The organism is Ensifer sp. Root423 (assembly GCF_001426275.1).
Lineage (GTDB): Bacteria > Pseudomonadota > Alphaproteobacteria > Rhizobiales > Rhizobiaceae > Ensifer > Ensifer adhaerens.
The window spans coordinates 117,805-142,869 of record NZ_LMEG01000043.1 but is presented as its reverse complement, the minus strand read 5'-3'; the positions used below and the strand labels follow the sequence as shown (position 1 = coordinate 142,869).

General features: G+C 62.3%; 24 protein-coding genes and 1 riboswitch. Of the genes, 16 read left to right on the top strand and 8 right to left on the bottom strand.

Features of this window, described 5'->3' with window-relative positions:
- Positions 1 to 28: 28 nt before the first annotated feature.
- Positions 29 to 1,015 (top strand): LacI family DNA-binding transcriptional regulator, encoded by a 987-nt coding sequence (locus ASD01_RS26010; protein ID WP_060521959.1) that lies wholly within the window; start codon positions 29 to 31, stop codon positions 1,013 to 1,015.
- A gap of 64 nt (positions 1,016 to 1,079) precedes the next feature.
- Here the strand turns inward: ASD01_RS26010 and ASD01_RS26005 are convergent, their stop codons facing one another.
- The 5 genes from ASD01_RS26005 to ASD01_RS25985 form a co-directional block, all read right to left on the bottom strand.
- A complete protein-coding gene (locus ASD01_RS26005; RefSeq protein WP_060530407.1) occupies positions 1,080 to 2,345 on the bottom strand; it encodes an ABC transporter substrate-binding protein in 1,266 nt (421 codons plus the stop codon).
- Positions 2,346 to 2,369: 24 nt separating this feature from the next.
- Positions 2,370 to 3,203 (bottom strand): carbohydrate ABC transporter permease, encoded by an 834-nt coding sequence (locus ASD01_RS26000; protein WP_060521957.1) that lies wholly within the window; start codon positions 3,201 to 3,203, stop codon positions 2,370 to 2,372.
- The gene (locus ASD01_RS25995; RefSeq protein ID WP_082584693.1) at positions 3,200 to 4,162 is read right to left on the bottom strand and encodes a carbohydrate ABC transporter permease; all 963 of its coding nucleotides are present in this window, start codon (positions 4,160 to 4,162) and stop codon (positions 3,200 to 3,202) included. Before ASD01_RS25995 ends, ASD01_RS26000 begins: the two co-directional genes overlap by 4 nt.
- A gap of 106 nt (positions 4,163 to 4,268) precedes the next feature.
- Positions 4,269 to 5,435, bottom strand: a complete 1,167-nt coding sequence (locus ASD01_RS25990; RefSeq protein ID WP_060644627.1) for an ABC transporter ATP-binding protein — start codon at positions 5,433 to 5,435, stop codon at positions 4,269 to 4,271.
- Positions 5,432 to 6,274, bottom strand: coding sequence for a metallophosphoesterase family protein (locus ASD01_RS25985; protein WP_060644625.1), 843 nt, complete (start codon positions 6,272 to 6,274; stop codon positions 5,432 to 5,434). The genes ASD01_RS25990 and ASD01_RS25985 overlap by 4 nt, the downstream gene beginning before the upstream one ends.
- Positions 6,275 to 6,693: 419 nt before the next feature.
- Here ASD01_RS25985 and ASD01_RS25980 point away from each other — a divergent pair, with 419 nt between their 5' ends.
- From ASD01_RS25980 to ASD01_RS25960, 5 genes are all read left to right on the top strand, one after another.
- A complete protein-coding gene (locus tag ASD01_RS25980) occupies positions 6,694 to 7,782 on the top strand; it encodes an ABC transporter ATP-binding protein (protein ID WP_060644623.1) in 1,089 nt (362 codons plus the stop codon).
- 33 nt (positions 7,783 to 7,815) lie between these two features.
- Positions 7,816 to 9,114: an ABC transporter substrate-binding protein gene (locus ASD01_RS25975; protein ID WP_034805570.1), complete on the top strand. Its 1,299-nt coding sequence runs from the start codon at positions 7,816 to 7,818 to the stop codon at positions 9,112 to 9,114.
- Between the two features lie 234 nt (positions 9,115 to 9,348).
- Entirely contained in the window at positions 9,349 to 10,263 is a 915-nt protein-coding gene (locus ASD01_RS25970; protein ID WP_034805568.1) for an ABC transporter permease, read from the top strand.
- Between the two features lies 1 nt (position 10,264).
- Entirely contained in the window at positions 10,265 to 11,086 is an 822-nt protein-coding gene (locus ASD01_RS25965; RefSeq protein ID WP_060644622.1) for an ABC transporter permease, read from the top strand.
- A gap of 5 nt (positions 11,087 to 11,091) precedes the next feature.
- A complete protein-coding gene (locus ASD01_RS25960) occupies positions 11,092 to 11,829 on the top strand; it encodes an aspartate/glutamate racemase family protein (RefSeq protein WP_034805563.1) in 738 nt (245 codons plus the stop codon).
- On the opposite strand, the gene ASD01_RS25955 is transcribed toward ASD01_RS25960, so the two are convergent.
- Positions 11,787 to 12,725: a LysR substrate-binding domain-containing protein gene (locus ASD01_RS25955; protein ID WP_051659705.1), complete on the bottom strand. Its 939-nt coding sequence runs from the start codon at positions 12,723 to 12,725 to the stop codon at positions 11,787 to 11,789. The genes ASD01_RS25960 and ASD01_RS25955 overlap by 43 nt on opposite strands.
- A gap of 144 nt (positions 12,726 to 12,869) precedes the next feature.
- On the opposite strand from ASD01_RS25955, the gene ASD01_RS25950 reads away from it, so the two are divergent.
- From ASD01_RS25950 to nrdF, 5 genes are all read left to right on the top strand, one after another.
- Positions 12,870 to 13,169, top strand: a complete 300-nt coding sequence (locus tag ASD01_RS25950; protein WP_060644620.1) for a hypothetical protein — start codon at positions 12,870 to 12,872, stop codon at positions 13,167 to 13,169.
- A gap of 254 nt (positions 13,170 to 13,423) precedes the next feature.
- Positions 13,424 to 13,649, top strand: a riboswitch (cobalamin riboswitch).
- Between the two features lie 387 nt (positions 13,650 to 14,036).
- Positions 14,037 to 14,258 carry a glutaredoxin-like protein NrdH gene (gene nrdH, locus ASD01_RS25945; protein WP_034805557.1) on the top strand — a complete coding sequence of 74 codons (222 nt, stop codon included), beginning with the start codon at positions 14,037 to 14,039 and terminating at the stop codon, positions 14,256 to 14,258.
- A gap of 12 nt (positions 14,259 to 14,270) precedes the next feature.
- Positions 14,271 to 14,687, top strand: coding sequence for a class Ib ribonucleoside-diphosphate reductase assembly flavoprotein NrdI (nrdI, locus tag ASD01_RS25940; protein ID WP_060644618.1), 417 nt, complete (start codon positions 14,271 to 14,273; stop codon positions 14,685 to 14,687).
- Positions 14,657 to 16,810 (top strand): class 1b ribonucleoside-diphosphate reductase subunit alpha, encoded by a 2,154-nt coding sequence (gene nrdE, locus ASD01_RS25935; RefSeq protein ID WP_060644617.1) that lies wholly within the window; start codon positions 14,657 to 14,659, stop codon positions 16,808 to 16,810. The genes nrdI and nrdE overlap by 31 nt, the downstream gene beginning before the upstream one ends.
- Before the next feature lie 129 nt (positions 16,811 to 16,939).
- Entirely contained in the window at positions 16,940 to 17,914 is a 975-nt protein-coding gene (gene nrdF, locus ASD01_RS25930; protein ID WP_034805549.1) for a class 1b ribonucleoside-diphosphate reductase subunit beta, read from the top strand.
- Between the two features lie 80 nt (positions 17,915 to 17,994).
- On the opposite strand, the gene ASD01_RS25925 is transcribed toward nrdF, so the two are convergent.
- Positions 17,995 to 19,191, bottom strand: a complete 1,197-nt coding sequence (locus ASD01_RS25925; protein ID WP_060644615.1) for a multidrug effflux MFS transporter — start codon at positions 19,189 to 19,191, stop codon at positions 17,995 to 17,997.
- 189 nt (positions 19,192 to 19,380) lie between these two features.
- Here ASD01_RS25925 and ASD01_RS25920 point away from each other — a divergent pair, with 189 nt between their 5' ends.
- Positions 19,381 to 20,049, top strand: a complete 669-nt coding sequence (locus ASD01_RS25920) for a TetR/AcrR family transcriptional regulator (protein ID WP_051659704.1) — start codon at positions 19,381 to 19,383, stop codon at positions 20,047 to 20,049.
- Positions 20,050 to 20,079: 30 nt separating this feature from the next.
- Here the strand turns inward: ASD01_RS25920 and ASD01_RS25915 are convergent, their stop codons facing one another.
- A complete protein-coding gene (locus ASD01_RS25915) occupies positions 20,080 to 20,364 on the bottom strand; it encodes an acylphosphatase (RefSeq protein WP_034805532.1) in 285 nt (94 codons plus the stop codon).
- Positions 20,365 to 20,623: 259 nt separating this feature from the next.
- On the opposite strand from ASD01_RS25915, the gene ASD01_RS25910 reads away from it, so the two are divergent.
- The 4 genes from ASD01_RS25910 to ASD01_RS25895 all read left to right on the top strand — a co-directional run bounded on the left by ASD01_RS25910 (position 20,624) and on the right by ASD01_RS25895 (position 25,060).
- Positions 20,624 to 21,514 (top strand): substrate-binding domain-containing protein, encoded by an 891-nt coding sequence (locus ASD01_RS25910; protein ID WP_034805529.1) that lies wholly within the window; start codon positions 20,624 to 20,626, stop codon positions 21,512 to 21,514.
- 111 nt (positions 21,515 to 21,625) lie between these two features.
- Complete coding sequence (locus ASD01_RS25905; RefSeq protein ID WP_060644614.1) at positions 21,626 to 23,137, top strand: sugar ABC transporter ATP-binding protein; 1,512 nt, start codon at positions 21,626 to 21,628, stop codon at positions 23,135 to 23,137.
- Positions 23,134 to 24,096, top strand: a complete 963-nt coding sequence (locus tag ASD01_RS25900; RefSeq protein ID WP_060644612.1) for an ABC transporter permease — start codon at positions 23,134 to 23,136, stop codon at positions 24,094 to 24,096. Before ASD01_RS25905 ends, ASD01_RS25900 begins: the two co-directional genes overlap by 4 nt.
- Positions 24,097 to 24,118: 22 nt before the next feature.
- Positions 24,119 to 25,060: a tagatose kinase gene (locus ASD01_RS25895; protein ID WP_060644610.1), complete on the top strand. Its 942-nt coding sequence runs from the start codon at positions 24,119 to 24,121 to the stop codon at positions 25,058 to 25,060.
- Positions 25,061 to 25,065 lie beyond the last annotated feature (5 nt).

Sequence of the window (25,065 nt, the reverse complement as noted above, 5' to 3'; positions counted from 1 at the left end):
TGTCACGCAGACCCGTTAGAGCGCGATCATGGTTACCCTGCAACAGATCGCCTTTCATGCCGGCTGCTCGCTGGCAACCGTATCGCGGGCGCTCAAGGGCGAAGGTCCCGTCAGCGACGAGATGGTGCGTCGCGTGCGCCGGGCGGCGGCCGAACTCGGCTACCGGCCGTCGCCGGCCACGGGACGCGCCACCAACCGCAGCCAGCCCGTCGTCGGCGTGCTGGTGCCAAGCGTCACCAACCCGGTGTTTGCCGCCTCGCTCGGCGGCATCCAGCACCGTTTGCAGGCGGCGAACCATGGCGTGCTGATCGCCCAATCCAATTATGATCCCGCACTCGAGGCGCGCGCCGTGCGCTCGCTGCTCGAACAGCGGCCGACCGGTCTGATCCTGACGCTCTGCGACGCCAAGACCAGCGAGGCGCTTTCGGCGGCGCTGCCGCCGACGGTGCTTCTCAACAACCGGCCGGTCGCACGTTTCGCTGCCGCCGTCACCGTCGACAATTACCGGGCCGGTTTCGATCTCACCCGCCACATCCTCGACCACGGTCACCGCCGCATCCTCGTCGTCTCCGGCCACTTCCGTTCATCCGACCGGGCGCGCCTGCGCTATGACGGCTATTTGGCCGCTATGCAGGAAGCCGGCGCCCGGCCGATGGAGGCGGTCGAGATCCCCTTCGTCGACGGCTATGAAAACCTCGACCTCGCGACGGTTCTTGCGCAGCACCGCCCGACCGCAATCATTGCTTCCAACGATCTGCTGGCGCTCGGCGTGATAGCAGCGCTGCGGCGTGAAGGCCTTTCCGTGCCTGACGATGTCTCCGTCGCCGGCTTCGACGGCATCGCGCTTGGCCGGCTGATGACGCCAACACTCACCACCATCTCGATGCCCGACGGCGACATGGGGCTCGCAGCGGCGGCGCTGCTGCTCGATATGGCCGAGAATGCGTCGGGCTGCCGCCATCTCAATCTCGACTGCCGACTCTACGCAGGCGGGACTGTTCGCCACCTCGCGTGAGCAAACACGAAAACACCGCCTCGAAGTTTCCTTCGGGGCGGCGTCGATCGATTTGGTTACAGGATCAGCTGCGCGGCAGCAGGCTTTCGACTTCGGCCGCGGCCTCGTCCAGCGCTTCCTTCGGCGAGGCCTGCTGCTCGACGATGCGCGACAGGTTCTCGACGATCGTCTGCGTCACCTTCACCCCGTTGCTACCGGGGAAGGCATACCAGGGGCGCATCAGCGCCATCTGCTCGAGACCAGCGCGGAACAGCGGGTTTTCCTTGTAGAAGTTGGCGAGATACTCAGGCGACTTGGCGGCCAGCTCGTTGTTCGGCACATAGCCGGTGCCGGGAACGACAACCGAGGCGCCATAGGGGCCGGCTGCGAACTTCGCGAACTTCCAGGCGGCTTCCTGCTTTTCGGCGTCGCGCGTCAGGATAACGACGGCGTTGCCGCCGGTCGGCAGCTTGCCCTTTGCCGGGTCGATGAGCGGGATATGGGCAGTGCGCAGGTCGAACTTGTCGCCGACATTCTTGATGGTGTTGCGCAGCGCACCCGTCGTCTGGAAGGCGAAACCGACCTTGCCGGCAACGAAGGCCTGCTCGCCGGCCTGCTTGGTCAAAACCGGCAGACCGCCTTCCTTGACCATGCGGTCGAGCACTTCGACGGCCTTCTCACCTTCGGGACCGTTGAAGGCAACCTTGCTTTCGTCTTCGCTCAGCATCTCGCCGCCGGCGCCGAAGAGCAGCGCGGAGAACATCCAGTCATCGCCCTGCCAGCGGAAATCGATGCCCTCGTTGCCGTCGCCAAGCGCCTTGATCTTGCCCCCAAGCGCAATGACCTCGTCCCAGGTCTTCGGCGGGTTTTCCGGGTCGCCGCCGGCTTTGCGCACGAGATCGGCGTTGTAATACATGATCGGGTTGGAGGTGGCGAAGGCAAGGCCCACCTGCTTGCCGCCCACCTGGGCGAGCTTCAGGATGTTTTCGGAAAAGCCCTGCTCGGCCATGTTGCCGTCCTTGGCGATGAACGGGCCGAGATCAACGGGGACGTCGCGCTCGTTGACCATGCGCAGGCGGTTGAGGCCGATGAAGGTGAGATCGGGCATCTCGGCCGTTCCGGCCTGACGCATGATCGTCTGGATGCCTTCCTCATAGGTCGCCGACGGATTGGCGAAGGTGATCTTGATATCCGGGTTTTCTTCCATGAACTTCTTCGAGATCGTATCCATCACGTCCTTGAAGAAGCCGGGCATCGGATAATGCACCGTCAGCTGGGTCTCGGCGTTGGCGGGGGCTGCGAGGATTAGCGATGCGGCAGCCGCGGTGAAAAGCTGTCTCAGATGTGTCATGGGTTTCGCTCCAGGTTGGACCGTTCAGCCTTTGAGACCGGTCATGGTAATGCCCTCGACAAAACGCTTCTGCGCCAGCAGAAACGCGGTCACGAGGGGAAGGGTGATGATGAGGGTCGCGGCCATCAGCGCGCCGTAGTCGTCGCCGGCTTCTGCGGCGCGGAAGTAGAGAAGGCCGAGTGGCGGGGTCGCATAGTCCTGGTTGGTGACGACGATCAGCGGCCAGAAGAGATCGTTCCAGTGGGCGACGACCGAGAAGATTGCAAAGGCGGTGATCGCCGGCCAGGCGTTTGGCACGATGACGCGCGCGACGATGCCGGCTTCAGACATACCATCGAGGCGTGCCGCATGGATCAGATCGTCGGGCATGGCGCGGAAAAACTGCAGGAACAGGAAGATCGCAAACACCGAGATCGAGAACGGCGCCACTAGTGCTGCGTAGCTGTTCAGCACCGACAACCTGTCGAAGGCCACGTAAATGGGCAGCGCGGTTGCGTGGATCGGCACCAGGAGGCCGAGCATGACCAGCACCATCATGGTGCGGGCCGCCCGAAACTTCAGCTTCGCCATGGCATAGGCGCAAGGGATGGCGACGACGATCTGGATGACGAAGATCAGCGCGCAGACGACAACGCCGTTGAAGAGCAGGGTCGTCATCGAGACGCGCGACAGCGCCTTGGAAAAGTTCTCGATATAGGACCACTGCTCAGGGATCAGCGACAGCGACGAGGAGAAGATCTCGCTCTGAGCCTTGCCGGCGGTCGAGACCATGAAGATGTAGGGCGCGAGGAAGATGAGCGCGCCAAACGAGAGAACGGCGAGGCGAATGAGGCGGGTGACGGAGATGGTGTTGGTCATGCGTAGTGAACCTTCCGGTCGAGCACGCGGTACTGCAGGAACATCAGGACGACGAGGATGGCGAGGAAGACGACGGTCATGGCCGAGGCATAGCCAACGCGCAGATAGACGAAGCCCTCCTGGTAGATGGTGAAGAGCAGCACTTCCGACGCCTTGTTCGGACCGCCCTCGGTCAGCGTCTTCACCGTCTCGAACACCTTCACTGAGTTGATGATGCTGATGGTGGTGACGAACAGCGTCGTCGGCCCGAGCATCGGCCAGGTCACCAGCCGGAAACGATCGAACCAGGTCCTGGCGCCGTCGACTTCCGCTGCGGCATAGAGCTCGCGCGGGATGGCGGTGAGACCGGCAAGGAACAGCACCATGTTGAAGCCGACCGACTGCCAGATGCCGATGATCGACAGACCATAGAGCACCGTGCCGGAGGCCCCGAGCCAGTTGGGGCCGGCAATGCCGAAAACGGCCAAGAAGGTGTTGATCGGGCCGATGGTCGGGTGAAACAGGAACTGCCAGACCGTCGCCATGGCGACGAGCAGCGAGGCCACCGGCAGGAAATAGACCGTGCGGAAGAACGCCCGCCCCTTGGTTTCCGCCTCGATCAGCATGGCGATCGCCAGCGCCAGCACGATCGAAACCGGTGTGACGATCGCGGTGTAGATGGTGGTATTCCAGAGCGAGCGCCGGAAGGTGCGGTCGCTGAAGAGTTCGGCATAGTTCTCGAAGCCGACAAAGCGGAAGCTGCCGTAGCCGAGCTCGAAATCGGTGAAACCGAGAACGATCACCGCCGCGGTTGGTAAAAGGATGAAGAGGACGAGCAGCGTGATGGCCGGCAGCGCTAACAGCCAGGCAATGCGGGCCTCGCGGCGATCGGGATCGGTGGTCGCGGCATCGATCGCCGTTTGGGTCCGCAGCCGCTGCGTCGGCTGGACACCGTCTCGCAGAGATGAATGCTGAGGCATTGCCTCCAGCCGATCTCCCCCCTTGTGGGGGAGATGCCCGGCAGGGCAGAGGGCGGTATCCACGAAATCCGCCGCCCCTGCCGCCGTATCCCGATTGGAACCCGCCTTAGCCATGGATCTTCTCCAGCGTCGCGGCGATAGCGACCCGCTCGGCTGGCAGCCGGGTGCCCTCGCCGTCGAACAGCATCGCCCGTTCCGGCATGAACTCGACGTCAACGGGCTGACCGATCGCGAGCGCCGCGGCCTCGGCAGGTGCTGACTTGGCAGTGACCAGCTCGCCGATCGCATCGAGGCGGGCGTGAACGATTACCTCAGAGCCGAGGAACTCCATACGCTCGACCCGCGCGCTCAAGCGGCCGGCGTTTGCCGCATGGAAGCGCACGAATTCCGGGCGGATTGCGAGCTTCACTGAAGCATCCGGCGCCTGTCCGCGGCTTGCCAGAAGCACCAGATCGCCGAAGCGCACGATGCTCGCCCTATCCGTGCGGGTCTCCAGCACGTTGATCTTCGGCTGGCCGAGGAAGCGTGCGACCTCGATATGGGAGGGGTTGTCGTAGATCTCCTTCGGGGTCGCCAGTTGCAAGAGATTGCCGCCGATCATCACTGCCACTCGATCCGCCATCGACAGCGCTTCCGACTGGTCGTGGGTGACATAGAGCGTCGGCACGCCGGCGCGGCGGTGGAGATCGACGATCTCGCCGCGGGCGTGGACGCGCAGGTTGGCATCGAGATTGGAGAGCGGCTCGTCCATCAGGAAGACGGCCGGGCGGCGCACCATGGCGCGGGCGAGCGCCACGCGCTGGCGCTGGCCGCCGGACATCTGGCCGGGCTTGCGGTCGAGCAGGTGATCGATCTTCAGCGCCAGCGCCATTTCCTTGACCTGGCGCTGGATATCGCTGCGGATCTGCTTCTGCCCCGGCATCAGATTGCCGATCACAGGCAGACGCTGCGCCGCTGTCAGCCGCCGCATCGCAAGCGGCACGGCGATGTTCTCGCCCGTCGTCAGGTGCGGATAGAGGGCATAGGACTGGAAGACCATCGCGACATTGCGATCGGCCGCCGCCATGCGCGCGACACTGCGGCCGCCGATGACGATCTCGCCGCCGTCGCCATGATCGAGACCAGCGACGATGCGCAACAGCGTGCTCTTGCCGCAGCCGGAAGGACCAACGAGCGCGATGAACTCACCCGCCTCCGCCTGCAGGCTAACCCCCTTCAGGATCGCGTTGCCGCCATAGGACTTGGTGATACCCTCTAGCGAAAGCACGCTCATTGCGCGGCCTCCACACGGACCGTCTTCTTGGCCGCCAGCGGGTAGACCTCTTCGACGATCGGATCGAGCAGGTGGCTGGTCAGTCCCGGCACCGCGATGATCTCGCTTTTGACGTTGACGTCGCTAAACTCGTGTACAACGGCGCCGACCAGCCGCTCGCCCGGCATCGGCCGTTCCAGCGTATCAATGATGAAGGAGGTCGGCGGCGCCCAGACGAGAGACGTCCCGGCGTGCTTGCCCGACCAGGCCCAGTGCAGGTGGCCGCTTGCATGGAGCGCCACCTCGGCTTCGGCGAAAAGATCAAACAGGCGTTGGCGCTGGCGCGGACGGATGCCCCAGTAGCCGGTGTCGCCTTCGCCCGGATCGTCGACGAAAAGCGGCTTGTGGGCAAAGACGGCCACCCGGCGGCCGTCGCGGCTGAGCAACTGTTCCTCCAGCCAGGCAAACTGCCTGTCTTCTTCTTCGTCCTCGAAGCCGATCAGCAGGCTGTTGAGGCCGAGCAGCCGCCAGTCGCCATGGTCGCGGCCCCAGTAGTCCGGACCGGCGAGCCGGCGCCAGCGGGCAAGCCGAACTGGATCCACCGGCTGGTGCGAACCCGGCAGATGGCCGACATCGTGATTGCCGGGAACGATCAGCACCGGCATCGAGAGCTGGCCGATCAGATCGAGCGAGAAGGTGATGTCGTCCTCGTGGTCGGCGCCATCGATGGTGACGTCGCCGGTGTGGATGACGAGATCGGGTGCCACCGCCTCGATCCAGGCGCGAACCGGTTCCCAATTGCCATTGAAGTGGCTTTTGGCGGGGCTGAGATGGGTGTCGCTGATCTGGACGATTTTCATGGAAACGGGCCTCCGACGATGGCTTGCGGTATCCGCGTCGAAGGGCTGATACTTCCCTTCTCTGCGGTTGGCCGCAGTCTTTAGGGAGCCGCCATGTCAGTTTGGTAACAGCCGTTCTCAGCTGATTTTCAGTTTCTCCATGAAAGCGTCATCTTCGGGAATGCCAATAGGTCGCGAAATTCGCCCTTGCCCACCCCGGTGGAGCCGCCGCGATCGTTGTGCTCAAAATTTTACGTTATCGTATACAATAATTTGCGCATATTGACGACAAAAAGCCCAAATCATGGGCAGTCGCCCTACGCCGTGAACGACACAATCCGGCACAAAAAACGGCCATTCTCGCTATAAAACATAGCCTTAGGCACGACGATCGAATTTGGCACGATTGATGCTTCTTCTTGTTGCAAGGAGAAAGCCTCATGTCGAAAGCCGCAGAGATCGATATCGTTTCCGTTTCCAAGATGTATGGCGCGACCACGGCCGTGCACTCCATCAGCCTGAAGATCCCTGCCGGCAGCTATTGTTGCTTCCTTGGCCCGTCCGGCTGCGGCAAAACTTCGACGCTGCGTATGATCGCCGGCCATGAGAGCATTTCCTCAGGCGATCTCAGGCTCGGCAATATCGTCGTCACGGATTTTCCGCCGGCCAGGCGCAGCACGGCGATGATGTTTCAGTCCTATGCGCTCTTCCCTCATCTCGACCTCATCGACAACGTCGCCTTCAGCCTGAAGATGAAGGGCGTCACCCGTGACATCAGACGCGCCAAGGCGCTCGACATACTGAAGCTGATGCAGATGGAGGCCTACGGCACCAGGCGCCCGGCCCAGCTTTCCGGAGGCCAGCAGCAGCGCGTGGCGCTTGCCCGCGCGCTGATCACCGAGCCGGAGGCGCTGTTGCTCGACGAGCCACTCTCGGCGCTCGACCCGTTCCTGAAGATCCGCATGCGCGTCGAACTGAAGAAGCTGCAGAAGACACTCGGCATCACCTTCGTACACGTCACCCACAGCCAGGAAGAGGCAATGGCGCTCGCCGATCTGATCGTCGTCATGAACAACGGCCGGATTGAGCAGGCGGCAGCACCCCGCACGGTGTTCGAGCGGCCGGCCACCGCCTTCGTCGCCCGCTTCATGGGCGACCACAACGTTCTCTCCGGAAAAGTCCGGGCGATCAGCGACAACGTCGTCGAAATGGAGACGGCCGGGGGCCAGGTCTTTACGGTGCGCGATATCGCCCAGCAGGTGGGTCGGCCGATAGACATCGGCATCCGCACCGATCGCGTGCGGCTCGCCCCGCCCAGTGAGAAGGGCCTCGGCTTCCAGGCGGTGGTCTCCAACATCGAATATCGCGGCGCCTCGGTGAAGCTCACCGCCACCGGCGCCGGCAGCGACGACTTCACGGTTATCGTCAGCGACGCCGACCATTTCAGGAAGCCGGTCGCGGTCGGCGACGCGGTGTCGCTGAGTTGGACCCTGGAGGACGTCGTCCCCCTCGGCCGCCTTTCCGCATGAGCTAATCAACCATCACAAGAAGGGGAACTGCACATGACGACTGAAACCAAGACCGAGAAACCTGCGAGCGGCCTAACACGGCGTTCGCTGCTCAAGACCGGCGTTGCTGCCGTCGGCGCGATCGCCGGATCCGGTGTGATCACCGGCTTCCCAACGATCTGGGCGCAAAATCCAATCACGCTGCGGCAGTTCGGCACCGGCGTTTCAAACATCAACGCGATCGCCGAGAAGTGTAAGCAAGACCTCGGCATCACGCTGGAGATGACGGCGACCGATTCCGACGCCGCCGCGCAGCGGGCGGTAACGCAGCCCGATTCCTACGACATCGCCGACATCGAATACTGGATCGCCAAGAAGGTCTTCCCAGCCGGCGTGATACAGCCGATGGACGTCAAGAAGATCAAGTACTTCGACAAGATTGTGCCGCTGTTCATAGACGGCAAGCTGAAGCCCGAAAGCGTCGTCGCGCAAGGCACCGCGCCGCACACCGTTGGATTTGTTGACGCCCAGGATTCCAAGACCTTCGCCAAGTCGCCGACCGACTGGATGACCCTGATCCCGACGATCTACAACGCCGACACGCTCGGCATTCGCCCCGATCTCGTCGGCCGCGAAATCTCGACCTGGGCCGACATCATGGACCCGGCCTTCAAGGGAAAGACCGCGATCCTCAACATCCCCTCGATCGGCATCATGGATGCGGCAATGATCATGGAGGCGATGGGTAACATCAAATATGCCGATAAAGGCAACATGACCATGGACGAGATCGACAAGACGATCGAGTTTCTGATCAAGGCCAAGCAGGACGGCCAGTTCCGTGCCTTCTGGAAATCCTTCGACGAGAGCGTCAACCTGATGGCCTCTGGCGAAGTCGTCATCCAGTCCATGTGGTCGCCGGCCGTCGCCGCCGTGCGCTCCAAGGGCATTGCCTGCAAGTACCAGCCGCTGAAGGAAGGCTATCGCGCCTGGGGCGGCGGACTCGGCCTTGCCGCCCATCTTCAGGGCGCGCAGCTCGATGCGGCCTACGAATACATCAATTGGTATCTGTCGGGCTGGGTCGGCGCCTATCTCAACCGCCAAGGCTACTATTCCGCCGCGATGGAAACCGCCAAGGGTTTCATGTCCGAGGACGAGTGGGGCTATTGGGTGGAGGGCAAGCCCGCCAAGGGCGACATCCTCTCGCCGGAGGGCAAGGTGATGGAAAAGGCCGGCGCCGTCCGCGACGGCGGATCGTTCGAACAGCGCATGGGCAAAGTTGCCTGCTGGAACTCGGTCATGGACGAGGACCGTTATATGATCAAGCGCTGGAACGAATTCATCGCGGCGTAGTCGCAGGCACGGGTACGACTGCGCCCGCAGCGGTCTTGCCCCTCACCCTAACCCTCTCCCCGCTCGCGCGGAGAGGGGACGTGCCACACCTGCGGTCCAGATGTTTGTGAGGCGGTGCGGCATATCCCTTCTCCCGCCTGCGGGGAGAAGGTGCCGGCAGGCGGACTAGGGGCAATCCCTCACCGCGCGGATAAGGGGCACCCCCTCGTCCAAAAATCGAAGAGAGGACCAACAATGGCGACAATAGCCACTTCGCAGTCAGGGGAGATCGGAACAGAGACGGCGCCCCGTCGCCCCGCCATTCCCCGCGCGCTTGCCTCCTACATCCAGGCGCTGCCGCTGACGCTGATCCTCGGCTTCTTCTTCGTGTTGCCCATCCTGACGATCGTCGTCGTCAGCTTCTGGGATTATGATTTTGCCGGTCTCTACCCGGACTTCCTGACGATGAACTACGCCGACACGCTTGGCTCCTGGGTGACGTGGAAGACCTATCTCAACACGCTGAAATTCACCGTTCTCGTCTGGGCACTGACCCTCGCGATCGGCTTCTGGGTAGCGTATTTCCTCGCATTCCATGTTCGTACCACCACCATGCAGATGGTGCTCTTCCTCGTCTGCACCGTGCCGTTCCTGACGTCGAACATCATCCGCATGATTTCCTGGATCCCGGTGCTCGGCCGCAACGGTCTTGTGAACTCTGCCCTGATCGAGCTCGGCCTCATCCCACAGCCGATCGAGTGGCTGCTCTATTCCGATTTTGCCGTGGTGCTCGCCATGGTCCATCTCAACACGCTGTTCATGGTGACGCCGATCTTCAACACGCTGATGCGCATCGACCGATCGTTGATCGAAGCGGCCCGAGACTGCGGCGCCTCCGGCTTCCAGATCCTCTGGAACGTCATTCTGCCGCTCGCCAAGCCCGGCATCGCCATCGGCTCGATCTTTGTCGTCACCCTCGTCATGGCGGATTTCTCGACCGTGCAGGTCATGTCCGGCGGCCAGAGCGCCTCGGTGGCGCTGATGATGAAGAACCAGATGTCGCTCTTGCAGTATCCGGCCGCCGCCGCCAACGCGGTGGTTCTTCTGATCGTCGTTCTCCTGATGGTCGCCGCCATCCTACGCGTCGTAGACATTCGCAAGGAGCTTTGACATGCCTCACGAGAAACGCGGCAAGGAATTCTACCTGCTTGCAGCCTTCTTCACCCTGTTCGTGCTGTTCCTCTACGGCCCGCTCTCGGCGGTGCTGATCCTCGCCTTCCAGGGGCCGGACGGCGGTCTCACTTTTCCGCTGAACGGCGTCTCCGTGCACTGGTTCTACAATCTGTTCGAAAGGCAGGCGGTCGGTGATTTCGGCGCTTCGTTCCGCCGGTCCTTCACGCTGGGGCTGATGGTCATGGTGGTCAATGTCGTCGTCGCCCTGCTTGCGGGCCTCGCCTTCCGCCGGCGCTTCCGCGGCGCGACCGCACTGTTCTATCTGACTGTCGCCAGTCTCGTGGTGCCGTCGATCATCATCTCGCTCGGCATCGGCGTCGTCTTCCAGCAGTTCGGCCTGAAACCTGCCTGGTATTCCTCTGGCTTCGGCGCGCATCTGACCTGGACGCTGCCCTTCGGCGTGCTCATCATGTTTGCGGTCTTCAACCGGTTTTCGCCGGCCTATGAAGAGGCCGCTCGCGATCTCGGCGCGACGGCGTGGCAGACCTTTCGCCATGTGCTTTTGCCGATGATCGCCCCGAGCCTGATCGGCGTCGGTCTCTTCGGCTTCACGCTCTCCTATGACGAGTTCGCCCGCACGCTGATGACATCAGGCAGCTACAACACCCTGCCGCTCGAGATCTACGGCATGACGACGAACGTGACGACGCCGGTGCTTTATGCGCTCGGCACGGTCACAACCCTCTTCTCCTTCACCATCATCCTAGTCGCGCTGGCTGTCATACTGATGCTGCGGCGCCGCCAGGCAAAGCTGAGCTAGGACCGATGCGCATTCTGATCGTCAATCCCAACACCACCGCCTCGATGACCTCAAAGGCAGCGACTGCTGCGCGGGCGGTCGCCGAACCCCACACGGAAATCCTCGCCCGCACATCGAAATCCGGTCCGGTCTCGATCGAAGGGCATTATGACGGTGCGATTGCGCTTCCGGGCCTGCTCGCGGAGATCCGTGACGGCGAAGCCGCGGGCGCGGACGCCGCCGTCATCGCCTGCTTCGACGATACGGGGCTTGAGGCGGCGCGCGCGCTAGCCCGCATGCCGGTGGTGGGCTTATGCGAATCCGCTGTCGCAACCGCAGCCATGGTGGCGCAGCGCTTCACCGTCGTGACGACGCTGGAACGTTCGCGGGTGCTGATCGAAAACCTGACCCGGCACTACGGCATGGCGGGCCGGGCGAAGGTGCGCGCCGCCGATATTCCCGTGCTTGAACTGGAGGACAAGTCCTCGAACGCCCTTGCCAAGCTGCGGAGCGAGATCGAACTGGCGCTTCATCAGGACGGCGCCGAGGCAATCGTGCTCGGTTGCGCCGGCATGGCGGATCTCGCCCGCATGCTCCAGGCCGACTACGGCGTGCCGGTCATCGACGGCGTGTCGGCCGCGGTCAAGCAGGCGGAAGCACTGGTGTCGCAGGGGCTTTCGACGAGCAAGCGCGGCTCCTACGCAGCCCCGCTCAGCAAATCCTATTCCGGCTTGGTGAGCGCGCTTGCGCTGCCCCCTGGATGAAGCGACCTGGACACCTCCATCACGGTGGCAAGCATCGCATTCGACGCATCGGCTTCGGCAACGACCCAGTCGCGAAAAGCCTGGATCTTCTTCTGCCGCCTGGTGCTTTGCGGATAGACGAGCCAGTAGGCGCGGCCGTCGCGCACCACGTGCTCGAACGGCCGGATGAGCCTGCCGCTCTTCAGTTCATCCATCAGGAAGGTTGAGACGGCAATCGCAATGCCGTGATCCGCCAGGATTGTGGCGACATCCATCGCCTGGACGTCGAAGATCAATTCGGTGCCGTTGCTTGCCGGCGGTTCGACGCCGGTTTCGATCATCCATCGCCGCCACCAGCTGGCGTTGCCGAAACGCCGGACCCTCAGAACGTCGGCGGGCTCCTTGAGCTGGTGCTTCTCCAGGAAGGAGGGCGTGCAGACAGGCACGTAATCGAGCGGAAACAAAGGAAAGACATCGTTGCCCGGCCAGTCGCCGGCGCCGCTGCGCACCGCGAGATCGACGGCGTCGCGCTTGAAGTCGACCAGCTCGGTCGACATGTGCACCCTGATGCTGATATTGGGATGCGCGGTCTGAAACGAGGCGAGGCGCTGGCCGAGCCAGCTCGAAACGACGGTCGGGAGCACGGAGATGTGCAGGTGATGCTCGGTCTTGTCGGCGATCTCCGAGAAGGCTGCCCCTAAGAGATCGATCGCTTCGGTCACCTTCGGCGCCAACTGCCGCCCGGCGCCAGTCAATCGCATCTCGCGCGGAAGCCGGACGAACAGCGGCGCGCCGATGCGATCTTCCAACAGCCGGATCTGATAGCTGACGGCCGCCTGCGTCATGCTGAGCTCTTCGGCGGCGCGGGTGAAACTCAGGTGCCTGGCGGCGGCCTCAAAAGCGCGCACCGCACTCATGGGAGGAATCTTGCTCATGGAACTGAGATAAGCATTCTTTATGCCAGCATGCGAGAAATCGCTTTGCGCGAAACGGCAAAAACCCTCACTTTTTTCGCGAACACACGACCTCTTAGAGAAGTGAGGATAGCAATGCTTAGCGCAATGCGATCAACGATTTACTATGTTCTGAACTGGGCCGATAAGACCCTCAGCCCCTCCGTTGCCATCGATACCTTCAACGAGTTCCAGCTCCGGGATATCGGCTTGACGCGGGACCAGGAGCACATTCGCCCGCGCATCGGCGATACAGCCGATCCGTGGCACTGGCCCGAGGAAGAGGCCTCATCCGTGCCGCAAACCTCGGCAGGCTGCAAGGGCGCGAGCAAGCCACGGGCCATGGCGGTCTCGCCGCGTGCGCAACCCGGCGAAAACAAGGACGTCAGCATCCTGCTTTGCGATTGAGCGAGTGCCGAGACGCGACGGGCCTGGATCGCCTAGTGCAGCATCCGGCCCGCGTGATGGCTCCATCGAAATTTCTCCCCAAAACCCTGCGAGCGCTGCGGCGCTTGTTGCCGTTTCGGCGGCGAGACGAAGCCCCCGACGGAGAGCCGTTTCAAAGCGCCGTTTACTCTCCGTTATCCACACTGCAAAAGAAAAGACCCTCCGCACGGGCCGTCCGGCACCTCACACCTATTGACGTAGATTTGCGATGAACTACTATATCTAGTGTTCGAGGTTCTTCCGATTCGCAAGGATTGGGAGCTAAGACGGGAATACGGTGCGCCGGCGGGTTTCCGCTGAGGCTATGCCGTAGCTGCCCCCGCAACTGTAGACGGCGAGCGACTGTCCGGATTTGGACCACTGAGGCATGAGGCCTCGGGAAGGTCGGGATGGCAGCTTTGACCCGTAAGCCAGGAGACCTGCCTCGATCACCAAACGTCCACGGGCGGGGTGTCCGGAGGGGTTGAGTGCGTGGCAGGATGAGCCTGCCCGATCATCTCGACGTCTCCCCGGCAGCCCGTCGAAAGCTTCGGGGTGAAGTCATGCCAGTTTCTTCCAGTTCAGATCCACCTTCTGCGGACGGGTGCGCGTTGTTGCGCGCCTGATTGAAAGGCCGCGCCTTGAAAACCCGCATCCGCGGAATTCCTGAGCGCCCGACCAAAACGAGCCGGCCCGGTTGCGTAACCGACCTTGGGCCAGCTTGACGACGTCAACTCCGGTCGAGTCGACCGGGGAGCGATGTTTCGTGTCCAATCGCCAACACCACGGTTCGCGTTCGCGCGATCCGACGACTTTTTGCGCCCATTTGCCAGACCCTACGAGGAACCCATGTCGATCACCGTCTACAGCAAACCAGCCTGCGTCCAATGCACCGCCACAACCCGTGCGCTCGACCGCCAAGGCATCGATTATCGCATCGTCGATATCTCCGAGGATTCCGATGCATTCGCGCTGGTGCAGGGTCTTGGCTATCGGCAGGTCCCGGTCGTCGTCGCCGGCGAGCGGCATTGGGCGGGTTTCCGCCCGGACATGATCAGCGCGCTTTCCTGAAGGACGCGGGCGATGGGCCTGATCGTCTATTTTTCCAGTCGCTCGGAAAACACCCATCGCTTCGTCGAAAAGCTCGGCCTTCGCGCCGCCCGCATACCGCTCAGGGAAAGTATGGACGCACTTACGGTCGCAGAGCCCTATGTGCTGATCGTGCCGACCTATTGCGGCGACGATGGCCGCGGGGCGGTGCCGAAGCAGGTCATCCGCTTCTTGAACGACGCGGGCAACCGCTCTCACATCCGCGGCGTGATCGCAGCGGGCAACAGCAATTTCGGCGCGACCTACGGGATCGCCGGCGACGTGATTTCGGCCAAGTGCCGGGTACCCTATCTCTACCGGTTCGAGCTGCTCGGGACCGACGAGGACGTCGCCAATGTCAAAAACGGGATGGAACGATTTTGGACGTCACGACACTCGAACGCCCCTTGAAGGCGACGGAAGCAGCGCTCGACTATCATGCGCTGAACGCAATGCTGAACCTCTATGACGAAGAGGGACGGATCCAGCTCGACAAGGACCGGCAGGCGGCGAAACAGTACTTCCTCCAGGACGTCAACCAGAACACGGTGTTCTTCCATAACCTCCGGGAAAAACTCGATTATCTGGTGACCGAGGGCTATTACGAGCAGGAAGTGCTGGACCAGTATTCCTTCAACTTCGTGCGCGATCTCTACGATCATGCCTATTCAAAGAAGTTCCGCTTTCCGACCTTCCTCGGGGCGTTCAAATACTACACGTCCTATACGCTGAAGACCTTCGACGGAAAGCGCTACCTGGAACGCTACGAAGACCGTGTCTGCATGGTGGCGATGGCCTTGGCGCGCGGCAACGAGGGGCTTGCCCGCGATCTCGTCGACGAGATCATCTCCGGCCGCTTCCAGCCGGCAACGCCGACTTTCCTCAACGCCGGCAAGAAGAGCCGCGGCGAGCTCGTCTCCTGCTTTCTGCTCCGGATCGAGGACAACATGGAGAGTATCGGCCGCGCCATCAATTCGGCGCTGCAGCTTTCCAAGCGCGGTGGCGGCGTGGCGCTGTCGCTCACCAACATCCGCGAGATGGGCGCGCCGATCAAGCAGATCGAGAACCAGTCATCCGGCGTCATCCCGGTCATGAAGCTGCTCGAAGACAGTTTCTCTTACGCCAACCAACTCGGCGCGCGCCAGGGAGCCGGTGCTGTCTACCTGCACGCCCACCACCCCGACATCATGCGCTTCCTCGATACCAAGCGCGAAAACGCCGACGAGAAGATCCGCATCAAGACGCTGTCGCTCGGCGTCGTCATCCCCGACATCACCTTCGAGCTCGCCCGCAACAACGAGGACATGTATCTGTTCTCACCCTATGACGTGGAGCAGGTCTATGGCGTGCCCCTCACCGAGATTTCGGTGACCGAGAAGTACCGCGAGATGGTCGAGGATGCCCGCATCCGCAAGCGCAAGATCAAGGCGCGCGACTTCTTCCAGATCATCGCCGAGATCCAGTTCGAGAGCGGTTATCCCTACATCATGTTCGAGGACACGGTGAACCGGGCAAACCCGATCGCCGGGCGCATCACCATGAGCAATCTCTGCTCGGAAATCCTGCAGGTGAGCGAAGCGAGCGCGTTCAACGACGACCTCTCCTACAAGCACATGGGCAAGGATATCTCCTGCAATCTCGGTTCGCTGAACATTGCCGCTGCCATGGACAGCCCGGATTTTGGCCAGACGATCGAAACCTCGATCCGCGCCCTCACCGCCGTCTCCGAAATGAGCCACATCTCGTCCGTGCCCTCGATCGAAAAGGGCAACGACGACAGCCACGCGATCGGCCTCGGGCAGATGAACCTGCACGGCTATCTCGCCCGCGAGCGCATTTATTATGGCTCCGAGGAAGGCATCGATTTCACCAACATCTATTTCTACACGGTGACCTATCACGCCATCCGCGCGTCGAACCGGCTGGCGGTCGAGAAGGGCAAGAGCTTCGCCGGCTTCGAAAACTCGAAATACGCGTCGGGTGACTATTTCGACAAATACACCGAGACCGAATGGCTGCCGGCGACCGAAAAGGTGAAGGGCCTGTTCGAGGAAGCCGGCATCTCGATCCCGACTCAGGAAGACTGGCTGGAGTTGAAACGGGCGGTGATAGCTGGCGGCCTTTACAACCAGAACCTCCAGGCCGTGCCGCCGACCGGTTCGATCTCCTACATCAACCACTCCACTTCCTCGATCCATCCGATCGTCTCGAAGATCGAGATCCGCAAGGAAGGCAAGATCGGCCGCGTCTACTATCCGGCCGCCTTCATGACCAACGACAATCTCGAATACTACCAGGACGCCTACGAGATCGGGCCGGAGAAGATCATCGACACCTATGCGGCCGCCACCCAGCACGTCGACCAGGGCCTGTCGCTGACCCTGTTCTTCCGCGACACGGCAACGACCCGCGACATCAACCGTGCTCAGATCCATGCCTGGAAGAAGGGCATCAAGACCATCTACTACATCCGCCTTCGGCAGATGGCGCTCGAGGGTACGCAGGTCCAGGGCTGCGTTTCCTGCGCGCTGTAACCTCGCATTCCAGTAACGGCCCCCCACCCTAGCCCTCTCCCCGCAAGCGGGGAGAAGGTGCTGGCAGGCGGATGAGGGGCACCCCCTCACCGCGCGATGAGGCATACACGATCACAAAGGTTCAACGACATGAACATGCACACCAAACCCGCAAGCCGCATCCGCGCCATCAACTGGAACCGCATCGAAGACGACAAGGACCTGGAGGTCTGGAACCGTCTGACCGGCAATTTCTGGCTGCCGGAGAAGGTGCCGCTTTCCAACGACATTCCCTCCTGGGCAACGCTGAAGCCGGAGGAGCAGACACTCACCATCCGCGTCTTCACCGGCCTCACCTTGCTCGACACGATCCAGAACGGCGTCGGCGCCGTCCGACTGATGGAAGATGCGACCACCCCACATGAAGAGGCGGTGCTTTCCAACATCTCCTTCATGGAGGCGGTGCATGCCCGCTCCTATTCCTCGATCTTCTCGACGCTCTGCCTGACACCCGATGTCGATGACGCCTATCGCTGGTCGGAAGAGAACGAGTTCCTGCAGAAGAAGTCCGCGCTGATCATGGCGGAGTATGCCTCCGGCGATCCCCTGAAGAAGAAGGTCGCGAGCGTCTTTCTCGAAAGCTTCCTGTTCTATTCCGGCTTCTATCTGCCGATGTACTGGTCGAGCCGCGCCAAGCTCACCAACACCGCCGACATGATCCGGCTGATCATTCGCGACGAGGCGGTGCACGGCTATTACATCGGCTACAAGTTCCAGCGCGCGCTGGAGCGCTTGAGCGAGGAACGCCGCCAAGAGATCAAGGTTTTCGCCTTCGACTTGCTGCTCGAACTCTACGACAACGAAGCGAAATACACCGAGGCGCTCTATGACGGCGTCGGCCTGACGGAAGACGTGAAGAAGTTCCTGCACTACAACGCCAACAAGGCGCTGATGAACCTCGGCTACGAGGCGCTGTTTCCGGCGGAAGCCTGCAAGGTCAACCCGGCCATTCTCTCGGCGCTTTCGCCGAATGCCGACGAGAACCACGACTTCTTTTCCGGTTCCGGTTCGTCCTACGTTATCGGCAAGGCTGTGGCGACCGAGGACGAGGACTGGAATTTTTAAGGACGGCCCATTCGGTCATACCTGACAACAAAAGGCCGGCGAGGACGCCCTCGCCGGCCTTTGTTCAGCAATAGCAGCGCCTACTCTGCCGCGACCACCCGGCTGCGGCCGATCGTTGCTTGCGTCAGCAGGAAGGCGGCAAGGGCGCAAGCGGCGATCGCGCCGGCCATCGGCAGGGCCGTTCCGTCGAAGAAGATAGTCGCAACCACCATGGCGACGGCGGCGGTGACGAAGTGCAGCGTACCCATCAGTGCCGAGGCCGTTCCGGCGATCTCGCCGTGGTCTTCAAGCGCCAGCACCGCCGAGGTCGGGATAACCAGGCCGAGCACGCCATAGCCGACGAAGAGGAACGCGGCCATGACAGGCAACTGGTTGAAGCCGAGGCTCATGACGATGAACATCGTGACCATGGTCAGCGCGAACGCGCCGACGGCAAGATGCATGACCCGCACCAGACCGAAGCGCTCGCCGAGCCAGCCGGTCGCCTGCGACACAGCGAAGAACGACACGGCATTGATCGAAAAGGCGATGCTGTACTCAGTCGGCGTCAGCCCATAATGGTCGATCAGCACGAAGGGCGAATTGGCGAGATAGACCAGGAACCCGGAAATGCCGAGGCCGCCGATGAAGGTGAGCGTCAGGAAATTGCGGTCGGAGAGGAGCAGGCGATAGGCGGCAAGCGCACTTGCGATACTGCTGTCGGCACGATCCTTCTTCGGCCGGGTTTCCTGCAATTGCGTCGAGAGCAGGATCAGGCCGATGAAGGCGGCGATGGTCACCGCATAGAACACGCCGCGCCAACCGTAGAAGCCGATGACGGCGCTGCCGGCAAGCGGCGCCAGGATCGGCGAAACGCTGAAGACCAGCATCAGCATCGACATCAGCCGCGCGGCCTGGACGCCCGTGTGCATGTCGCGCACCACGGCGCGCGGAATGACCATGCCGGCGGCACCGCCGATCCCTTGCAGGAAGCGGAAAGCGATCAGGGTTTCGATGTCGGTCGAAAGCGCGCAGCCGATGCTGGCGACGGTGAAGAGGCCGATGCCGAGATAGAGCGGCGCCTTGCGGCCCCAGATATCGGAGAGGGGCCCATAGACAAGCTGCGAGATGGCAAAGGAGATGAAGAACGCCAGCAGGCTGAACTGCACCACGCCGTTTTCGGCCGTCAGGTCCTTGCCGATTGACGGCAAGGCCGGCAGATACATGTCGATTGCAAACGGGCCGATCGCCGAGATCAGGCCGAGCACGATCGCCGTGCGGAGGAAGGACGTTGTCATGGCAATGAACTTTCAGAAATCGCGGCGCCGAAATCGCTGCCGCCCGGATTGAAACTCAAAGACATCGTCGTGCCAGGATCGAACGTTGGGGATACGCATCCTGCGCCGACTATTCCGTCCATTAATTTGGACATACGTGTAAAATTAGACAGCATTGTCTAAATCGTCAATGGCGCCTATCTTCGGTCCATGAAGAAATTTGATTTGGCCTCGGCTGACGCTCGCCCCCAGAAAGGGCAATTCGCGAAACGCCTTTCGATCCTGGAGGCCGCGGCCGATGTTTTCTGTCGGGAAGGCTTTTCCGGCGCCAGCATCGACGAGATCGCCGTCGCGGCGGGTGTCTCGCGTCAGACCATCTACAATCACTACCGCGAGAAAGAGACGCTGTTCATGGCGGTGATCCAGGACATCATGGATCGCGTGAACGGCGTGCTTTTCTCCATCCTCGCGACCTTTCCCGAAAACGCCGACAACCTCGAGGAAGACCTGGCCGAATTTGCCGTGCGCCTCAACAAGAACTGCAATTGCAACCAGGACGCCAAGTTCATCCAGAAGCTGATCTCGACCGAGGGCAACCGCTATCCGCATCTCTTCCAGTTCTGGCGGGAGCAAGGACCCGGCAAGACCGATCGGGCGCTGGCGGCGCTGTTTGCGCGCCTTGCCCACATCGCACCGCTCGACATCGACGATTTCGACCTCGCGGCGCGCCAGTTCATCGCACTGATCAAGGCCGACCTGCAGATGGGTGGGCTGTTCGGTGAAACGCCGAGCGAAGCAGAGCTGGAGATCAGCGCCCGCAGGGCGGTGAAGACGTTCCTGCGCGCCTATGGCCGGCCGTCAACGGTTTCGGCAGCCTAACGCCAACCGGCGCTAAAAACCAATCCCGGCCTATTTGGTGATGCGAAAGTCACCGACGTGCTCAGGCGGCTCGACAAATTCGGCAACCACCTTTGAAACCCATGCCGCCGGCGGCCCGTCATGCAGGCGCTCGAGCATGAGGGTGACCGCGTCCTCCGGGCCGCTGATCAAGGCGGCTACCGACCCGTCCGCCTCGTTTCGAACCCATCCCACCAGACCGAGCTTGCGCGCCTCGTCACGCGTCCAGACCCTGAAGCTGACGCCTTGCACCCGCCCGAGAATGCGGACCAACGCCGTCTTGCCGGTCTCAGCCATGGCTCGTCTCCTTTGCCGTTTGTCATGAAATCTGGCGCAAGGCTGCGGAAAGACAAGCCACCCGCAAAAGGACTGAAAGGACGACCGCTGCAACCTAAAAATTTCCACACTGCGCCCCCAATATTTTGTTCGTGTATTTTTAAAAGTTGACGCGCGAAAACTTTTATGATTTTTACGGCCTCACCAAGACGGCGGTGGGAGGGCCTCGCCAGCTTGGCTGAGACACAAGAAGGCCCGCGCCGTTTCCAGGGAGGAAACCATGAACATGTCCCGCATTCTGAAATCTCTCGTCGCCGGCACGGCGCTGTCGCTCCTTGCCTCCTCGGCTTTTGCCGACGGCATCGGCGCGTCGCTTCTGACCCAGCAGCACCCGTTCTACATCGAGCTCGCCGACGCGATGAAAGCCGAGGCTGAAGCCAAGAACGTCAAGCTCGAGGTCTCGATCGCCAACCAGGATCTGAACAAGCAGCTCGCCGATGTCGAAGACTTCATCGTCAAGGGCGTCGACGTCATCGTCATCTCGCCGGTCGACAGCCAGGGCGTGCGCGCTGCGATCGAAAAAGCCGAGAAGGCCGGCATCAAGGTGATCACCGTCGACGTTCCGGCAAATGGCGCGACCGTCACCTCGCATATCGGCACCGACAACTTCACCGGCGGCGTCAAGGCCGGCGAGCTGATGGCCAAGGTTCTCGACAACAAGGGCAAGGTCGCCGTCATCGACTATCCGACGGTCCAGTCGGTGGTAAACCGTGTCAACGGCTTCAAGGAAGCGATCGCCAAGCATCCGGACATGGAAATCGTCGCGATCCAGACCGGCATCACCCGCGCCGAAGCATTGGCCGCCGCCCAGAACATGCTGCAGGCCAATCCTGATATCACCGGCATCTTCGGCTTCGGCGACGATGCCGCCCTTGCCGCTGCCGTTGCGGTCAAGGCTGCGGGTCTCGAATCCCAGGTCAAGGTCATCGGCTTCGACGGCATGAAGGAAGCGCGCGACGCCGTCGACACGAACCCTGTCATGGTCGGCGTCATCCAACAGTTCCCGGACCAGATGGGCAAGCAGGCGGTCGACACCGCCGTCAAGGTTGCCGCCGGCGAGACCGTGCCGGCCGAACAGCCGATCGTCCCCGGCGTCTACACCGCGAAGTAAGTCCTCCCAGGACAGCCGCCGCCTCACCTCAGGGGCGGCGGCAACCCATCAGGGTCCGTTTCCGTCCTCTGGCCGGAGGCGCTGCTCTCGGCTGACCTGAAGGAGGCCGCCATGTTTGGTTCGACCAGCGATACCATTCTCGAAATCGACAACGTCACCAAATCCTTCGGCCAGGTCGCGGCGCTGAAGGGCATGCGCCTCAAGGTTCGCCGCGGCCGGGTGCACACGCTGCTCGGCGAAAACGGCGCCGGCAAATCGACGCTGATGAAGATCCTCGCAGGGGTTCACGAGGCGACCTCGGGGGAAATCGCCCTCGATGGGCGCCCCTACCAGCCGCGCAATCCGCAGGATGCCGCCGCACTCGGTCTTGCCATCGTCTTCCAGGAACTCAGCCTCTGCAGCAATCTGACGGTGGCCGAAAACATTCTCGCCACCCGCGAGCCACGCCGCTTCGGCTTCATCAACGACAAGGAACTGGTCGTCAGGGCCCGCGCGATCGTCGCCGATCTCGGCCTGCCGATCGATGTCAGCGAGAAGGTCGGCAATCTCTCGATCGCCCAGCGCCAGCTGGTAGAGATCGCCAAGGGCTTAAGCCACGAGGCCAAAGTCGTCATTCTCGACGAGCCGACGTCGTCGCTCAGCGACAGCGAAGCCGAGATCCTCTTCGACATCATCGCGCGGCTGAAGAGCCGTGGCGTCGCGGTCATCTACATCTCGCACCGCATGGAAGAGATCATGCGGCTCAGCGACGACATCACGGTCATCCGCGACGGTGAATATGTCTCCACCCATGATCGCGACGACGTCACCATCGAGACGCTGATCGCGCTGATGGTCGGCCGCCGCATGGACGAAATTTATCCGCCAGCGGCACACGAGCAGAAGCCGGATGCCACGCCGGTTCTCTCCGTCGACGGCCTCACCCGCGACGGCGAGTTCGAAAACATCTCCTTCGACATCCGGCCCGGTGAAATCCTCGGCTTCTTCGGCCTCGTCGGCTCCGGCCGCTCCGAGGTGATGAACGCGCTCTTCGGCATGAGGGCCGCGACCGGAACTGTGCGCTTCGAGGGGCAACCGGTCCGCTTCCGCTCGCCGGCAGAGGCAATCGCCCGCGGCATCGGCTTCGTCACCGAAAACCGCAAGGAAGAGGGCCTGGTCCTCAGCCACAGCGTCGGCTGGAACATCTCGATGGCGGCGCTCTCCGATTTCACCGGCCCGCTCGGCTTCACCCGCAGCCGCGCCGAACGCACGGCGGCAGCCCAGGAAGTCGGCCGGCTGGCGATCAAGACCCATTCGCTCGACACGCCCTCGGGTTCGCTCAGCGGCGGCAACCAGCAGAAGATCGTGCTCGCCAAGTGGCTGCTGACCCGGCCCAAGGTGCTGATCCTCGACGAGCCCACTCGCGGCGTCGATGTCGGCGCCAAGTTCGAAATCTACAAGATCATCCGCCAGCTGGCGGCCGAGGGGACGGCGATCCTGCTGATCTCCTCCGAGCTGCCGGAAGTGCTGGGAATGAGCGACCGCGTCGTCGTCATGCACGAGGGCGTCATCGGCGCAACGCTTTCCGGCGCCGAACTCAACCCGGAAACGATCATGGCGCACGCAACGGGATTTAAATCATGACGCAGCAATCCGAACTCCAGGCCGCCTTCCTGCGCGCCCTGAAACAGTATGGCGGCATCCTTTTGTCGTTGGTGATGCTCTGCGTCATCTTCTCCTTCCTCAACCCGCGCTTCATGTCGGTCGTCAACTTCATGAACATCCTGCAGCAGGTGGCCGTGGTGGCGATCGCCGCCTTCGGCATGACCTGGGTGATCCTGCTTGGTGAGATCGACCTTTCGGTCGGCTCGATCATTGCGGTTGCGGGCATGGTCGGCGCGCAATGTTTCGCCTTCGGCCTCGGCTTCGCGCCGGCGCTCGCCATCACGCTTCTTGCCGGCGCCCTGATGGGCATGCTGAACGGCGTACTGACGGCAAAGCTGCTGCTGCCATCCTTCATCGTCACCGTCGCGACCATGGGCATCTACCGCGGCATGGTCAGCCTGCCGACCAACGGCGCGCCGGCGATGATCGAGAACTCGACCTGGACCGCCATCGGTACCGAAAGCTTCCTCGGCCTGCCGATCATCATCTGGGTCGTCGCCGTGCTCTTCCTCGTCAACCACATCCTTTTGAGCAAGACGAGCTTCGGCCGCCGCGCCTATCTGACGGGCGGCAATCGCGAGGCAGCGGTCTATTCCGGCATCAAGGTCGACTGGCTGAAGATCACCATCTTCATGATCTCGGGCGTGATGGCGGCGATCAGCGGCGTGCTTCTCTCCTCCCGCCTGTTCTCCGCCCAGACCAATGCCGGCATGAGCTACGAGCTCGACGCGATCGCGGCGGCAGTCCTCGGCGGCACCTCGCTTGCCGGCGGCGTCGGCACCATGGTCGGCACGCTGATCGGCGCGCTCATCATCGGCGTCATGAACAACGGCATGAACATGCTGTCGGTCCCCTACTTCTACCAGCTCATCGTCAAGGGCCTGGTGATCCTGATCGCCGTCTGGCTCGACGTACGCGCCAAGCAGGCAAAGCGCTGATCTTTCCGAAGAGAACATACCCATGCACAAGATACTGACGATCGGCGAAATTCTCGTGGAGATCATCGCCACCGAAAAGGGCGACGGCTTTCGCCAGGCGACCTCTTTGATCGGCCCCTACCCCTCGGGTGCGCCGGCAATCTTCATCGACCAGGTCGGCAAGCTCGGCCAGCCAGCGGCAATGATCTCGCGCGTCGGCAACGACGATTTCGGCCACGTCAACCTCGATCGGCTCAAGGCCGATGGCGTCGACATCTCGGGTATCGCGGTCGATCCGCTCGGCACCACCGGCAGCGCCTTCGTGCGCTACCGCGCCGACGGCAGCCGCGCCTTCGTCTTCAACATCCGCCACAGTGCCTGCGGCACGATCCGGCTCGACGAGGCGACCCGGGCGCTGGTCGGAACTTGCAGCCACCTGCACGTGATGGGCTCGTCGCTCTACGCTCCAAGCGTGGTCGAGAGCATCATCGCCGCGATCGAGATCATCAAATCAGCCGGCGGCACCGTCTCCTTCGACCCGAACCTGCGGCCGGAAATCCTCGACAGTCCCGGCATGCGCGAGGCGCTGCAGGCGGTGCTCGCCAAGACCGACGTCTTCCTGCCGAGCGGACAGGAACTCTTCCTGTTCACGCAGGCAAAGACCGAAGCGGAAGCCATTGCCGAGCTGCTCGCCACCGGCATCAAGGTGGTCGTCGTCAAGCGCGGCGCCGAAGGCGCCAGCTATTTCGATCGTGAAACGACGCTCTCGCATCCGGGCTTTGCCGTCGAGGAAATCGACCCGACCGGCGCCGGCGACTGCTTCGGCGCGACCTTCGTCACCTTCTGGCTGAACGGAGCCAAACCCGCTGAAGCACTGGAATTCGCCAATGCCTCGGGCGCGCGCGCCGTCATGATTTCCGGCCCGATGGAAGGCGCATCGACGCGCGCCGATCTCGAAACCTTCATCACCGCGAAAAAGGGCTGACCGCC

Coding starts and splice junctions, on each gene's coding strand:
- ASD01_RS26010 (WP_060521959.1), top strand. CDS start 29: ATGGTTACCCTGCAACAGATCGCCTTTCATGCCGGCTGCTCGCTGGCA.
- ASD01_RS26005 (WP_060530407.1), bottom strand. CDS start 2,345: ATGACACATCTGAGACAGCTTTTCACCGCGGCTGCCGCATCGCTAATC.
- ASD01_RS26000 (WP_060521957.1), bottom strand. CDS start 3,203: ATGACCAACACCATCTCCGTCACCCGCCTCATTCGCCTCGCCGTTCTC.
- ASD01_RS25995 (WP_082584693.1), bottom strand. CDS start 4,162: ATGCCTCAGCATTCATCTCTGCGAGACGGTGTCCAGCCGACGCAGCGG.
- ASD01_RS25990 (WP_060644627.1), bottom strand. CDS start 5,435: ATGAGCGTGCTTTCGCTAGAGGGTATCACCAAGTCCTATGGCGGCAAC.
- ASD01_RS25985 (WP_060644625.1), bottom strand. CDS start 6,274: ATGAAAATCGTCCAGATCAGCGACACCCATCTCAGCCCCGCCAAAAGC.
- ASD01_RS25980 (WP_060644623.1), top strand. CDS start 6,694: ATGTCGAAAGCCGCAGAGATCGATATCGTTTCCGTTTCCAAGATGTAT.
- ASD01_RS25975 (WP_034805570.1), top strand. CDS start 7,816: ATGACGACTGAAACCAAGACCGAGAAACCTGCGAGCGGCCTAACACGG.
- ASD01_RS25970 (WP_034805568.1), top strand. CDS start 9,349: ATGGCGACAATAGCCACTTCGCAGTCAGGGGAGATCGGAACAGAGACG.
- ASD01_RS25965 (WP_060644622.1), top strand. CDS start 10,265: ATGCCTCACGAGAAACGCGGCAAGGAATTCTACCTGCTTGCAGCCTTC.
- ASD01_RS25960 (WP_034805563.1), top strand. CDS start 11,092: ATGCGCATTCTGATCGTCAATCCCAACACCACCGCCTCGATGACCTCA.
- ASD01_RS25955 (WP_051659705.1), bottom strand. CDS start 12,725: ATGAGTGCGGTGCGCGCTTTTGAGGCCGCCGCCAGGCACCTGAGTTTC.
- ASD01_RS25950 (WP_060644620.1), top strand. CDS start 12,870: ATGCGATCAACGATTTACTATGTTCTGAACTGGGCCGATAAGACCCTC.
- nrdH (WP_034805557.1), top strand. CDS start 14,037: ATGTCGATCACCGTCTACAGCAAACCAGCCTGCGTCCAATGCACCGCC.
- nrdI (WP_060644618.1), top strand. CDS start 14,271: ATGGGCCTGATCGTCTATTTTTCCAGTCGCTCGGAAAACACCCATCGC.
- nrdF (WP_034805549.1), top strand. CDS start 16,940: ATGAACATGCACACCAAACCCGCAAGCCGCATCCGCGCCATCAACTGG.
- ASD01_RS25925 (WP_060644615.1), bottom strand. CDS start 19,191: ATGACAACGTCCTTCCTCCGCACGGCGATCGTGCTCGGCCTGATCTCG.
- ASD01_RS25920 (WP_051659704.1), top strand. CDS start 19,381: ATGAAGAAATTTGATTTGGCCTCGGCTGACGCTCGCCCCCAGAAAGGG.
- ASD01_RS25915 (WP_034805532.1), bottom strand. CDS start 20,364: ATGGCTGAGACCGGCAAGACGGCGTTGGTCCGCATTCTCGGGCGGGTG.
- ASD01_RS25910 (WP_034805529.1), top strand. CDS start 20,624: ATGAACATGTCCCGCATTCTGAAATCTCTCGTCGCCGGCACGGCGCTG.
- ASD01_RS25905 (WP_060644614.1), top strand. CDS start 21,626: ATGTTTGGTTCGACCAGCGATACCATTCTCGAAATCGACAACGTCACC.
- ASD01_RS25900 (WP_060644612.1), top strand. CDS start 23,134: ATGACGCAGCAATCCGAACTCCAGGCCGCCTTCCTGCGCGCCCTGAAA.
- ASD01_RS25895 (WP_060644610.1), top strand. CDS start 24,119: ATGCACAAGATACTGACGATCGGCGAAATTCTCGTGGAGATCATCGCC.